We start from the raw sequence: 12,986 nt of genomic DNA, 5'->3' as shown, positions 1-12,986 counted from the left end.
ATTAAGGCAACGAGCCGCAGAGGTGATCGGTGGTGCTGGGGTAGCCGCTCCCCTCCCCACCAGTCAAGTGCGGCGGGATAGCAACCTTGACCCAGCACGACAGCAGCTTGCCAATACACTGGTGAATTTGCAAACCCAACAGGAAACACTGCAACAGCAATTAGTTTCCACCATTAGAGATGAGCAGGAACTGCGACAGGCTTACACGCAAGTCCCCAATAAGCAGCTAGAGCAAGCCCGACGACAGCAGCAGGTACTGCTCAAACAAGAGCTGTTCAACAAAATGCAAGCGGCATTGGCAGATGCTCAAGCGGCGGAAGCTGAAACAGTAAGTAGTCTTAACATCGCTCAAGGGCCGCAAGTGCAGGTTGATGGTAGTACCGCGACGAGTGCACCAGCCACTATCGGTGTGGGGATATTTGTCGGATTGCTTGTGGCGGGCGGTTTGATTTTCGTCTTAGCGTCGTTGGATAATACCTACTACACGCCAGAAGAAGTACGGGCAGCCTTGGTGCAACGAGAAGTGCCGCTCTTGGGTGAGTTGCCCTACATTGTGCTATTTACTCCGACACACAGCAACATCCCGGTTTTGTTGAGGTCAGATTCTCCCTATCAGGAATTTTATGAGCGCTTCCGCAGCAATCTCCGGCGAGCGGAAAATAAAGCCTTGAAGGTGGTGTTGTTGACCAGTACCGTCGCTGAGGAAGGGAAGTCGTTGAGTGCGTATAATTTGGCGATCGCTTCTGCCCAAGCCGGAAAGCGGACGCTGTTAGTGGAAGCGGATTTGCGATCGGCATCCCTTGCCAAATCCCTGGGAGTTTCCCCCGATCCCGCTGCAGCGGTAGAACCGCTACGCTACTACAACTCCAAGAGCGAGTGCATCCGCTTAGTTCCTGATATCGAAAACTTATACATTGTCCCCAGTCCCGGCCCTCAGCGACAAGCCGCTGCAATTATTGAGTCTAGCGAACTCCAACAACTGCTCGAAGATGTTCGCGGTCGGTTTGACTTAGTTGTCGTCGATACTCCTGCTCTCTCCCGTTGCAACGACGCCTTGTTACTGCAACCGTTTACCGATGGCATTGTGCTGGTAACGCGACCAGGCTACACCCAAGAAACAATGCTGGCTGAGGCAGTGGACGAGCTGGTAGACGCTGAACTGCCCATGATTGGAGCCATTATCAACGGCGTTGACAAGCCCGTTGCCCTTCCCAATGTGGTAGAGGAAGAGGAAGAAGACACCTTGCTAGAGGAAGAAGACGAGGATTTCTCAGAAGACCTTCCCGAGCCGGGAAATGTCCCAACTGGAGCCTCACGCTTTTAGTTTGGTGCTGGTCAGTAGTTGAGAACTACCGACTAGCAACTGCTAAATACTTGCCCGCGATCGCTTAATAAGATTTAGACGATTCATAAGCTTCGGCAGGGGCGGGTTCCGTGGTGTAGGCGGGGGGCTTAGAGTCAGGGGAGAATAACCCCAGTAAAGGCCCTAGGATCGCTCCGAAGATAAAGCCGCCAGCGTGCGCCCAGTAGGCAACGCCGCCACTCTCCATGCCGACATTGGCGGGAGCTTCTAACATTGCCAAACCATTTAAGGCTTGTTGCAAAAACCAAAAACCGAGGAAAAAGACAGCCGGAACTTTAAAAGTGGGGAAAAAGAAACCTAATGGAACTAAAGTAACCACCTTGGCATTGGGAAACTTGAGAATATAGGCTCCCATAACGCCAGCGATCGCGCCACTCGCTCCCAAAGAAGGAATTCCCGACTGCGCTGAGAAAAACCACTGGGTCAACGCTGCCAAAGCACCGCACGCCAAGTAAAACAACAAAAACTTAATGCTGCCGAGTTCTTCTTCAATGTTGTTGCCAAAAATCCAGAGAAACCACATGTTAAAAGCCACATGGGCAAATCCAGCATGAAGAAACTGGGACGTAAACAGCGTTAGTACTTCTGGGACTGGCTGGTTGACGGCAATGCCATGAAAACTTGTAGTCAGTTCCCCAGGAACGACAGCAAATAGATGAAAAAAACCATCTAATGCTGGGGCAGGCAAGGATAACTCGTAGAAAAAAATTAAAATATTCGCAATTATCAGCGAATAAGTAACATAGGGAGTGATTTTGACAGGATTTAGATCGCGTAAAGGAACCACAGGTATTTTTTCCTATTTATTTAAAAGCTGGAAAAAACATAACGTAGTTGGCAGCTAAGAACCAGCCAACTAAGGATAGATTTCAAAGAATTATGAAGGAGGTTATTGGTTCTCTCCTGCGCTGCTGCTCCCGGTGCTCCCCATCAGTGCTAAGAACGCGGTGACGAATCCGAAAACAACCCTAGGAGCGGGCCTAAGATTGCGCCGAAAACAAAGCCCCCAGCATGAGCCCAGTAGGCAATTCCACCTGTTTCCACAGTGCTTTGAGCGTTGAGACTAACAACGCCATACAATGCCTGCATCACAAACCAAAAACCGAGGAAGAAAAAGGCGGGGATTCGAGGAAAGGTGATGAAGGGGCCGAGAAAAACCATTGTTCGGATGCGAGCCTGGGGAAATTTAAGAATATAAGCCCCCATCACGCCAGCGATCGCGCCACTGGCACCCAGGGAGGGAATGCCCGATCCCATCGAGAAAAACCACTGGGTTAGAGCCGCCAGTACGCCGCAAGCAATGTAAAAGATTAAGTACTTGATGTGACCAAGTTGCTCTTCGATGTTGTTGCCAAAAATCCAGAGAAATAGCATATTTCCCAGAATATGGGCAATGCCACCATGCAGGAACTGTGAACTCACCAACGTCAGCGCTTCCGGCACAAGGCGATCGCCAGCCTCACCTGCTAAGGCAGCGCTTAGCTCTCTGGGAACAAGGGCATAAGTCTGGAAAAACTGTTGCAGCTCAGAGGAAGACAGAGCGAGCTGATACAAAAAAATAAAGATATTTGCCCCAATCAAGGCATAGGTGACAAACGGAGTGATCCGTGTTGGAGTTTCATCGTGAATAGGAAACACAGTTAACTTTTTATCCTAAAGACTGGAAAAAACATAACTTAACTTGTCACTAATTGTCTGTTCCAAGCTACTTCAGTTAAAAACTTTATTGAGAATCTGCTGAAATAAAACCCCTCTAGCAAGCATAGAGGGGTTCATGTCCTGGCAAAAACACAATCGGTTGTTTTGGCTTAAACTGCTTTTGCTTCAAGGGCAAAGCTGTTTACAACCTTCTCATTTGCCAGAGGATTTGTCTGGAGAGGGCTAAAAGAAAAGCCATAGTTTAGGGGCGCTTTACCTGTAGTCACTCTTTAAACTTCAGTAGAAGTTAACGGTCTACTCAACAACGAGTTTACCGACCATACCAGCGCCACGGTGAGGTTGGCAGTAGTAGGAATAGGTTCCTGCGGGGGCATCTTCTGGGATGGTAACTTCAGCGGACTCTCCGGGAGAGAAGAGTAACTTGTCTTTGGACAGTTCTTTGGCTAGGGTTGCACTTTTGTTGGGGATACCAGTGGCATCAAAGACAGCGTTGTGAGGAGCCAGTTTGTTCATTTCCCAGCGCACGGTGTCACCAGGACTAACCGTGATACTTTCTGGGACAAACTTTAACTGTCCAGAGTCGGAGCCCATTTTCACTACGTGGGAATCTGCGGCGGCAGGGGTTGCTGACAAGGCAAAGCTGACAACAACCAGCAAGAGTGTGGACAAAATCACGCCCAGTTTCTTGCGAATTGCGGCTGCAATCTTCATTTTTATCTCCTGAAATTTTCGTTTAACTTACTTAACACAAATTTGGCAAAGCTTCAATTCTAGCAGAGAGAAGCTAAGAGTTTATACTTGCCGAGCGTCTTTTGACAGGTAAAAGCGTTCTGACCATATATTGACTCTAGCTAATCTTAAAACTTTTCTGTACCCCACCCTGGTGCCTCTTGGGCAGCGCGGAGGACAAAAGCCGCTAGTTTTTCGACCTGCTTCCGTGGCATCCAACTTTCTGGCACTTCACGGCACCAAAACGTTTCTGAGCTGCCATCGTAGGTCATAGGTTCCCGCAGGAAGGCGACCAAACTGTTAACATTGTCGCGCGGTGGCGTTGCTCCCGCCAAGGTATCTAAAGATAGGGATACCGATGGATCGGGTAAGGTCGCGCCTCCAACATGACAATTAAGGCAGTGTGTTTCAAACAGTTCTTTGCCGATGGTCAAATCTTCGGGAGAAAACTGTGCTGTATGCCCTTGACCATCGACATCAAGGGCGATTGGTTCTGTAACCTTTAAGTAGCGTCTGACGTAGGTATCTATTCCCGCCTGTGCCGGAGCGCTGAGGATGGAGATACCTAGCAAAGCCACTAAAACAGCAATAAGACCTCGGACTGAGAACAGTTGACGCGCCCAAGACTGGGTAACTTGAATGATATAGCGTAAGCAGGTCAGCATGTTCATCTTTAGTAAACAGGGGCAGAAGGCGATTCCCTTCTCAATAGCTTTCGGTGCGCTTATTAGCCAAAAGAGGCTGATGGAGAGCGAGTAAGAGGCTACAAAAGTTCTCCCTACCTTTGCTACCGCCTCACCCTCTCTCCCGATCACTTGCGAGGCAAATTAGTTGTAAACTTTGCCCCCACCCCACATTCTGCCGATAATCTTCGGCTGAAGAAGAATATGACCAGCGATCGCTTCTAGGTCATCTTCAGTGAGGTTTCTCATCTCAGCGAAAATATCTGCACTCTTGGTGCTGGGGTGCAGCTCCGAGATATCGATTTCTCCGTCATAGGTGGTGGGGTTGTTCATGTAATCAACCAACCCGGCGATATTGTCCCGTGGTGGTGTCGCACCAGCAAGAACGTTTGTATCTAGACCGATGTTTGGGTCAGTTTTCGTTCTACCTCCCGCATGGCACTTAGAGCAGGTGTCGTTAAAGAGGCGTTTACCCTTCTGCACTTGTTCGAGACTCAAGACAGTGGTGTCACCAGCTTCATTCGCTGGCAATGTACGAGTCTGAACATCTAGTTCAACGGCTGTCGCGTTCCCAACAGCAATTTGAAAGGCAAAAAATGCACTTGCTACAACAAGCAAGATCAATCGCTTAAGCATAGTTCTCCTTGAAAATTTTGCTCATTCGTTTCGGACGAGTCAACACAGCACTTACTCAGTCTCCGCCTGTCCTACCGTCTTGAGAAGATTGCCCAAAACAACTCTTTTTGGGTTCAAAAGCACAGCTTCGTACCCTAAAGCCAAAGCATTAACCGCAGGATATTTTCCCCAGGTATTGCTCCAGCCGAGTAAGTCAAAAGTAATCTTCTCTAACTTCACTCGCCAGAACCCTGTCTTATGGACAAAATTGTAGAAATGATTGCCTTAGCATCCTCCAAGGCAAGACGAGTTTCAGGGGACTTGTAGGCAATTCCCAGTCGATCGCACAGATTACAGACCTCTTGGGCTGTGAGGTCGTATTCTGCGGCAATTTCTGCAATGGATAAGTCTGCAAACCCCATAGTTATTAGTGATGGCGGCTAAAGATTGAGTCGCTCTACTATGAATATGATGCCACTGAGCGTCACATGTAAGTCACGTCAGTCTCTTGAGTGGGGATCAATCGCTTCCCCTAATGCTGAATGTAACAGCTTCGGGGATAGACATCATCAAAGGTGTAGCTAGTACAGGCTGGTGTAGGCGAATTAGTTGGGCGAGGGTTTTCTTTAACTGAGTCCGGGGGACAATGGCATCCACAAAACCGTGCTGCAAGAGATATTCCGAGGTTTGAAAATCGTCGGGTAATTTTTCCCGCAAGGTTTGCTCAATCACTCGCCGTCCCGCAAAGCCGATGGTGGCTTTCGGTTCTGCCAGGATGATATCTCCCAACATGGCAAAACTGGCGGTGACTCCTCCCGTTGTGGGATGAGTGAGTAGGGGAATGTAAAGTAGTTTTGCTTCGCGATGGCGATCTAGTGCTCCAGAAATTTTTGCCATCTGCATCAAACTCAACATTCCTTCTTGCATCCTTGCCCCACCGGACGCACAGACAACGATCGCTGGAATGCGTCGCTGGGTGGCTTGTTCGATCAATCGCGTGATTTTTTCACCGACTACCGAACCCATACTGCCACCCATAAAGCGGAAATCCATTACCCCTAGGGCGACGGACTCGCCATCTAGCTTCCCGATACCTGTTTGGACGGCATCGACAAGATGTGTCTTTTCCTGGGTTTCTCGCAAGCGATCGCTATATTGTTTGCGATCGCGAAACTTTAACGGATCGCTGGGGCGCAAGTTCTCGTCTAGTGGCATCCAGGTATTGGCATCGATCAATTGCTCGATACGCTCATCACTGTATACCCGCATGTGATGATTACACTCCAGGCAAACCATTTGATTTGCTTTGAGGTCTTTGGTGTAAGCCAAAACAGCACACTCTGGGCACTTTATCCACAAACCATCCGCAATCTCACGTTCTTGCCGTTGTTGATTAATCGGTTCGGATTTCCGTCGATTTGCAAACCAATCAAATAGAGACATGAAAGCTATAAATTCCTTAATTATTTTCCGATGCCCCGAATTGCTCCTCCTCCGGTGAACTTAAGAGAAGCAAAGCCGTCCACTGATCTTGCGAGAGAACTTGCAGAGCAGCCGGACTCCCTGCACCAAAATAAGACGCAATCCCAATGTCGAGAACCCGCGCTGGGATTTGATGAGCAGCAAGCAGTTGCTGCATCAACTCAGCTTCCCAACGCACGTTAGTGGTTTTTATTGTTATCCAAGACACAGGTCAATCTTATCAAGACGGTAGGATTAAGACGCAAGAAACTCAAAAATTGTGCTTATAAAAAGCGTTAAGTTTTAAATTATCATTATTGAGAGAACTTGCTACGTTTTTCGTTTTAGAGTAGAGGAAAAAACAGCCCTAGATAAGCGCTAAGAATTGCCTCTCCCCAAAAAATTGTTAATGCTGCACCAAGGGCGAGAAACGGGCCAAAAGGCATCCTTTGGCGTCGGGTTATCCAGCCGCAGGCGATCGCGCCGCCTCCCGCAAAGGCTCCCACCGCACAAGCGAGAAACCCGGCTAAAAGCAGATACTTCCAGCCCAACCACGCCCCCATCATCGCCGCTAGTTTCGCATCGCCTCCCCCCATTGCCTCCTGCTGGAAGACCACTGAACCCACATTGGCAATAAAATCAAATAACCAAATTCCTAACACTGCTCCAAAAATACCAATCATCAAACGCTCCGGCATGGCGGTAATTTGAGCAGACTCAAACCAACCATTCGCCACTTGCCACCCTAGCCCCGCCACTAATCCCGACTGCGTCAGGGAATTGGGAAGCGTCATGGTATCAAGATCGATCAGCGACAAGACTAACAGCCAACTGACAAACGCCCAATACCCTACTACTTGTACGCTAGAACTAGATGTCCAGAAAACTAGTATAAACAAAAATCCCGTCGCCGCTTCTACCAGAGGATAACGCGCAGAAATCCGGCTTTTGCAATGACGACAACGCCCCCGCAGCCACAGCCACCCTAAAACGGGGACATTCTCACGCTTTCCTAAGGAGTGCAAGCAATGAGGGCAGCGAGAAGGGGGCCAAAGAATTGATAAATTTGCAGGCAAGCGGTAGACTACCACGTTCAGGAAGCTACCAATTGCAGCACCCAAGGCAAAAACAAACAAAGCTGTTACAACAGCAATCAGAGCTTCCATGTTTGCTATCGGTCACTATTTGGTAAGGGTACGGGAGCAGGCTTCGACGTAAGACTTCGGCGTGAGCGCGGTTCCTGAGCGGCTCGAGTGAGCCTTCGCCGAACTCCTGCCGAAGGGCAGTCGAACGCTCAGCCGAACGGGAGATAAGAGGATGGGGAGCACCGGGAGCAAGGGAGAACCTCTTACCCTTCACCCTTCATACTTCACCCTTCACCCTTCACCCTTCATACTTCACCCTTCACCCTTCATACTTCATACTTCACCCTTAATAAATCTCTGCCTCAAGCTGACTGAAGGGTACAAAGCACTCATCCGGTAACAAAATCGGTTTGGTTGAAAAAATCAGTTTTCCGCGATGGGTAAATCGGTGAATGGCGACCCCCGTTGGGCGATCCATACGATTGGGGTGGACTTCATAGTAAGTGTGATAGATGTGTCGAGCTGCTCTTAATATTGAGGGGTCTAGCAAAACTGGTAGATCCATCCGCTCTGTATAGTTTTCTGTTCGTTGCTGTGATGTATATACCACCCGCTACCCCCAAAGTTTTCAGCTCGACTGTAATCTAGAGCGTGTCATTGCAGCAAGAGGGAATTATAGAGGACTAGGTTGACTGGAGTGCATCAATGAGAGCCTCTCCCATCGCCCGACAGCCCAACTGAGTCATTCCTGCTGACATGATGTCACCGGTACGCTTACCCTGGTCTAGTACTTGCAGCACAGCTTGCTCAATGCGGTCAGCAGCCGTTTTTTGATTCAAGCCATAGCGCAGCATCATCGCTGCACTTAGGACTTGTGCCAAGGGATTTGCCTTGTCTTGTCCGGCAATATCTGGTGCGGAACCGTGGACAGGTTCAAAAACTCCTGGTTTTGATTCACCGAGACTGGCAGAGGGCAACATACCAATGCTGCCTGTCAGCATAGCGGCTGCATCCGAGAGAATATCACCAAATAGATTCCCTGTGACGATCGTGTCAAATTGTTTTGGCGATCGCACCAGTTGCATGGCGGCATTATCCACATATAAGTGGGAAAGTTCCACATCGGGATAATTGGACGCCAACTGTGTCATGCGATCGCGCCACAATTGGGACACCTCTAATACATTGGACTTATCCACAGAACAGAGTTTTCCACCGCGTTTTTGGGCAGTTTCAAAGGCGACTTTGCCAATGCGGTCGATCTCCGCTTCGCTGTAAGCCATTGTGTTGACAGCTCGCTTCTCTCCCGTTTCCGTGGCAAAAATTCCTCTGGGTTCGCCGAAATAAAGACCCCCAGTGAGTTCGCGCACCACCATAATATCGACCCCTTCCACTACGTCTCGTTTTAAGGAGGAAGCGTCAATTAGTTGGGGCAAGATTATCGCTGGACGCAAGTTTGCAAACAGTTTCAATCCGGCTCTCAGTCCCAGCAGTCCGGTTTCTGGGCGTAAATTCCGGGGGAGAGAATCCCACTTGTACCCGCCAATAGCGGCAAGCAAGACGGCATCGCTATTGCGACACATTTCCAGCGTTTGGGCTGGCAGGGGTTCGCCTGTGGCGTCAATTGCCGCCCCACCAATCAGGGCTTCTTGAAACTCAAACTCGATATCTAGTTGCTGTCCAACAACCTTCAGCACCTCTACCGCTACCGCCATAATTTCAGGGCCAATGCCATCGCCAGGTAGTAGGGTGATGCGGTGATGCTGTGTCATAAGAAATTTTGTTGAGATAGTTACTAAATGAATTAGGAAATCCTTGTAGAGTAAACATCATACAAGAGCAACTGTATCGATGGGGTTCTTGATTTGTTTAGATTTTTGTTGCCTAAATCGCCCCTTCGATGCTCAAACTCAAGAACGAGTGCCCTTGGAAGCTGAGAGAAAATTGAAGAAATTGTTAGCCGAATCAAGGCGCGACGACCGCAGAAGAAAGCTTATAGGTAGTGACAGTTTGCAGTCTCTAATTTTTTGAGTATCAAAGCTTGAGAGCGATTTTGGTTTGTATTCCGACAAGAGCGCGATCGCGTCTTTGTTTCAATTTCAGTAATGTTACTGACACTTTTTGTAGAGACAGGCTAGGCTGACAGGTAATTTTTAACTGACGTTGCCGTCAGGACTCGCTCTTAGTGGTTATGGCAAAAGAACTAGCGATTGATACTCGCGCACTGACGAAACAGTACGACCGCCACATTGCCGTTCATGAGGTGGATTTACAAGTCGAGGCGGGGGAAGTTTACGGGTTGATTGGGCCTAATGGTGCTGGAAAAACCTCCCTAATTCGGATGCTAGCGGCGGCAGAGGAGCCAACGACAGGCGAAATTTATATTAATGGCGATCGCCTCCTGCGCGATCAAAGCAACCCCGCCCTCAAACAGCGCCTTGGCTACCTACCGGACGACTATCCCCTCTATGAGGACTTAACCGTCTGGGACTATCTCGACTACTTTGGGCGTCTCTATAACCTGCGTCAGGTAAAGCGTCGCCAGCGCTTGCAGGAGGTACTGGAACTGGTACAACTCACCCACAAGCGCAAGAGTCTCATTGCCACCCTTTCGCGGGGGATGAAACAACGCCTCAGCCTTGCCCGCACGATTATTCACGAGCCGATTTTATTGCTACTGGATGAACCCGTTTCCGGACTCGATCCAATCGCGCGGATGCAGTTTCGACAAATTATCAAAGTTTTGCAGGAAGCGGGAATGACGATTTTGATTTCGTCTCACGTCCTAAGCGATCTTGCCGAACTCTGCACCTCTGTCGGCATCATGGAACTGGGTTATCTTGTCGAAAGTGCCTCCTTAAGCGCACTTTACCAGCGTCTTTCTCGCCAGCAAATCTTTCTCGCTACCCTGGGTTCCTTGGAAGACTTGCAAGCCCAATTGAAAAATTATCCCCTCGTTGAAGATTGGGAAGTTATGCCTAAAACCGGGCATCTGCGCGTTCACTTTTCTGGAGGTCAAGAAGACTGTGCCCAACTGTTGCGATCGCTCATTGCGGCAGGGATTCCCCTGACCGAATTTCACTGCGCCCCTGAAGATTTGGAAACTATCTTCCTTAAGCTGGGTCATCAACAAGCATCCTGAATCATTTCACTGCTAGCCAGGTTCTTATCAACAAATTCAAAGCAGTTTAATCGTTTTAGATCTCTAATTTTCTTTAGTTAGAGAACGCAAATAACTGCTGGTAATGAAAACCTTGTCCGCTCCAAAATTTCTCTTATAAGGAGATTAATTTGTATGGCATTTGACATATTTACCCAGTTAGGAGAGTGGAACCCTCAACTAGTTCGAGAACTAAAAGGGCGTCTTAAACCCCAGAATGTTTTGATTGCCACAGTCATTTCTTTAGGCAGTCAGTTACTAATTCTACTGTTATTCGCCAGTGAGCTACCAGGGGGGTATCGTCTGGAACCATCTCCAACAGGGGATTATAGCCACTACTGCACTGGTGAATCTCGCACTTGTCTCACCGATAGTTTCGGGAACTACTTGGTTAATTGGTCGCTATGGTGGACAGAGGTATTTATTTGTCTCAGCATTGCAGGTATTTTCACCTTATTGGCAGTCGGCACCTATATGCTGATTAGCGACCTCTCGAAGGAAAAATTTAGCGGCACACTAAACTTCATTCGTCTCACTCCCCAGTCTGCTCAAAGCATTTTATTGGGTAAGGTGCTTGGCGTCCCCAGCCTTCTTTATTTAATTGGTTTTCTAGCGCTACCTTTGCATTTGTTTTCAGGATTCTCTGCTGGGATTCCACTGGTCTCAATTTTGGGCTTTTACGCTGTCTTAGCGGCTAGCTGCTTGTTTTTCTATATTCTGTCCCAAGTCTTTGGGTTACTTAGCAATTCTTCGGGTGGGATTCACGCTTTGCTGGGTAGTGCTTTAGTACTTCTATTTTTGGCGATCATCAGTATCATCACTCAAAGCGGAGGGCATTTAGTCAGTAACTACCCCCTAAACAACATCACTCTATTGGCTGGGCCCTTAGTTGTTCTGCCCTACTTAAAAGATAGAAGCACGATCTCTGGGGCGTTTGATGTTTTCATTCGAGGCTTAGACTCGTTGCAGGTGTTTGGCGTACCCGTCGGTACCAGTGGGGTGAAGGTGACTGGTTTAGTACTGCTGAATTATGGTCTATGGACTTACTGGCTATGGCAAGGGCTTAAACGTCGTTTCCATACTCCCAGTGCTACATTACTCAGCAAGCAACAAAGTTACTGTCTAACCGCTACCTTTAATCTGGTACTGCTGGCATTTGCTTGGGAATCCAACAACCACGAGGAGTACTTCAGAATCGGAAATTTGTTCGGTCATTTGTCGATTTTGGTTATCTGCAACCTGCTGCTGTTTTTGTTTTTTATCGCGGCGCTGAGTCCCCATCGACAAGCGATGCAAGATTGGGCAAGGTATCGGCATCGACAGGAATTTTCCCGCAAGCGCAGCCTGATGCAAGATTTGATTAGGGGAGAAAAAAGTCCAGCAATAGTCGCAATTGGGATAAATATAGCGATCGCCTCTGCCATCTTACTTCCCTGGATACAGCTAAGGTTCAATGGTGAGGACAAAATAGCCGCCGTTTTGGGAGTACTACTCACGATGAGTCTGATTTTGGTCTATGCCAGCATCGCTCAACTTACGTTATTCATAAAGCACCCGAAACGAGCGGGATTTGCAGCGACAGCCGTCGTTGCGGCGATTGTCTTACCGCCCTTAGCTTTTGGTTATTTCTCACTGTTTCCAGGAAATACCCCTAGTGTTTGGTTATTCTCTGCGATTCCTTGGATTGCTATTGAAAACACCACCGGGACAGCCGTTATCCTAACCCTCGTCGGTCAATCGCTGATTTGGGCACTGCTCAACCTTCAGTTAACACGACAGTTACGACAGGCAGGTCAGTCTACCACCAAAGCCTTGATGAGTTCTGCCAAAGCATCAGTTTCATAAACCTTGTAGGGGCGGGTTTAGCAAATACCTCTTGTCCAAAACCCGCCCTCCTCAGTTAGCATCCTTCTTAAAGTAAAGAGAAGAATTGTACAAAACCTGCTCTTGATGAGTCTCCAGAGTGCAATCAGACAAGGGATAAGCGACACAGGTGATTGTATAACCAGCCGCAATTTCTGAGGGTTGCAGAAATTTTTGCTCGCTTTGATCCACTTCACCACTCACCAGTTTTGCGACACAGGACGAACAGGTACCTTCACGGCATCCTGCGGGTAAACGAATCCCCGCCTCTTCCGCCATGTCGAGGATGTATTGATCGTCGGGTACCGAAATGGTGCGGTCGAGATTCATTGCCGGATTGAGCAACCGAACTTGATAAACTGCCATAG

16 protein-coding genes are annotated in these 12,986 nt (G+C 48.5%); 3 read left to right on the top strand and 13 right to left on the bottom strand.

The features are described from left to right. On the top strand, nucleotides 1-1,324 hold a 1,324-nt coding region (locus tag AC5JR3_RS02395), incomplete at its 5' end, for a tyrosine-protein kinase family protein (protein WP_495842680.1). 64 nt (nucleotides 1,325-1,388) lie between these two features. Here AC5JR3_RS02395 and AC5JR3_RS02390 read toward each other — a convergent pair. The 12 genes from AC5JR3_RS02390 to leuB all read right to left on the bottom strand — a co-directional run bounded on the left by AC5JR3_RS02390 (nucleotide 1,389) and on the right by leuB (nucleotide 9,367). Then, nucleotides 1,389-2,150: a rhomboid family intramembrane serine protease gene (locus AC5JR3_RS02390; RefSeq protein WP_495842678.1), complete on the bottom strand. Its 762-nt coding sequence runs from the start codon at nucleotides 2,148-2,150 to the stop codon at nucleotides 1,389-1,391. Nucleotides 2,151-2,299: 149 nt separating this feature from the next. Next, nucleotides 2,300-3,001, bottom strand: coding sequence for a rhomboid family intramembrane serine protease (locus tag AC5JR3_RS02385; RefSeq protein WP_495842676.1), 702 nt, complete (start codon nucleotides 2,999-3,001; stop codon nucleotides 2,300-2,302). A gap of 315 nt (nucleotides 3,002-3,316) precedes the next feature. Then, complete coding sequence (gene petE, locus AC5JR3_RS02380) at nucleotides 3,317-3,733, bottom strand: plastocyanin (protein ID WP_495842674.1); 417 nt, start codon at nucleotides 3,731-3,733, stop codon at nucleotides 3,317-3,319. 146 nt (nucleotides 3,734-3,879) lie between these two features. Continuing rightward, on the bottom strand, nucleotides 3,880-4,416 hold the full coding sequence (psbV2, locus tag AC5JR3_RS02375) for a photosystem II cytochrome PsbV2 (protein ID WP_495842672.1): 537 nt from the start codon (nucleotides 4,414-4,416) through the stop codon (nucleotides 3,880-3,882). A gap of 162 nt (nucleotides 4,417-4,578) precedes the next feature. Further along, nucleotides 4,579-5,070, bottom strand: coding sequence for a photosystem II cytochrome c-550 (gene psbV / locus AC5JR3_RS02370; protein WP_495842670.1), 492 nt, complete (start codon nucleotides 5,068-5,070; stop codon nucleotides 4,579-4,581). A gap of 51 nt (nucleotides 5,071-5,121) precedes the next feature. Further along, nucleotides 5,122-5,289 carry a hypothetical protein gene (locus tag AC5JR3_RS02365; RefSeq protein WP_495842668.1) on the bottom strand — a complete coding sequence of 56 codons (168 nt, stop codon included), beginning with the start codon at nucleotides 5,287-5,289 and terminating at the stop codon, nucleotides 5,122-5,124. Then, nucleotides 5,286-5,471: a translation initiation factor IF-2 gene (locus tag AC5JR3_RS02360; protein ID WP_495842666.1), complete on the bottom strand. Its 186-nt coding sequence runs from the start codon at nucleotides 5,469-5,471 to the stop codon at nucleotides 5,286-5,288. Before AC5JR3_RS02360 ends, AC5JR3_RS02365 begins: the two co-directional genes overlap by 4 nt. 97 nt (nucleotides 5,472-5,568) lie before the next feature. Next, entirely contained in the window at nucleotides 5,569-6,492 is a 924-nt protein-coding gene (gene accD / locus AC5JR3_RS02355) for an acetyl-CoA carboxylase, carboxyltransferase subunit beta (protein WP_495842664.1), read from the bottom strand. A gap of 16 nt (nucleotides 6,493-6,508) precedes the next feature. After that, entirely contained in the window at nucleotides 6,509-6,739 is a 231-nt protein-coding gene (locus AC5JR3_RS02350) for a putative signal transducing protein (RefSeq protein ID WP_495842662.1), read from the bottom strand. 115 nt (nucleotides 6,740-6,854) lie between these two features. After that, the gene (locus AC5JR3_RS02345) at nucleotides 6,855-7,676 is read right to left on the bottom strand and encodes a prepilin peptidase (protein WP_495842660.1); all 822 of its coding nucleotides are present in this window, start codon (nucleotides 7,674-7,676) and stop codon (nucleotides 6,855-6,857) included. A 265-nt stretch (nucleotides 7,677-7,941) separates the two neighbouring features. Further along, on the bottom strand, nucleotides 7,942-8,205 hold the full coding sequence (locus AC5JR3_RS02340) for a hypothetical protein (protein WP_495842658.1): 264 nt from the start codon (nucleotides 8,203-8,205) through the stop codon (nucleotides 7,942-7,944). Between the two features lie 73 nt (nucleotides 8,206-8,278). Further along, nucleotides 8,279-9,367 carry a 3-isopropylmalate dehydrogenase gene (leuB, locus tag AC5JR3_RS02335; RefSeq protein WP_495842656.1) on the bottom strand — a complete coding sequence of 363 codons (1,089 nt, stop codon included), beginning with the start codon at nucleotides 9,365-9,367 and terminating at the stop codon, nucleotides 8,279-8,281. Nucleotides 9,368-9,786: 419 nt separating this feature from the next. Here leuB and AC5JR3_RS02330 point away from each other — a divergent pair, with 419 nt between their 5' ends. Both AC5JR3_RS02330 and AC5JR3_RS02325 read left to right on the top strand, forming a co-directional pair. Beyond that, complete coding sequence (locus AC5JR3_RS02330) at nucleotides 9,787-10,737, top strand: ABC transporter ATP-binding protein (protein WP_495842654.1); 951 nt, start codon at nucleotides 9,787-9,789, stop codon at nucleotides 10,735-10,737. Nucleotides 10,738-10,890: 153 nt separating this feature from the next. Continuing rightward, a complete protein-coding gene (locus AC5JR3_RS02325) occupies nucleotides 10,891-12,600 on the top strand; it encodes an ABC transporter permease (protein WP_495842651.1) in 1,710 nt (569 codons plus the stop codon). 51 nt (nucleotides 12,601-12,651) lie between these two features. On the opposite strand, the gene AC5JR3_RS02320 is transcribed toward AC5JR3_RS02325, so the two are convergent. Then, nucleotides 12,652-12,984 carry a 2Fe-2S iron-sulfur cluster-binding protein gene (locus tag AC5JR3_RS02320; RefSeq protein ID WP_495842648.1) on the bottom strand — a complete coding sequence of 111 codons (333 nt, stop codon included), beginning with the start codon at nucleotides 12,982-12,984 and terminating at the stop codon, nucleotides 12,652-12,654. Nucleotides 12,985-12,986: the final 2 nt, after the last annotated feature.

It is taken from the genome of Kastovskya adunca (assembly GCF_059505785.1).
This window is presented reverse-complemented; position numbering and strand designations above follow the sequence as displayed.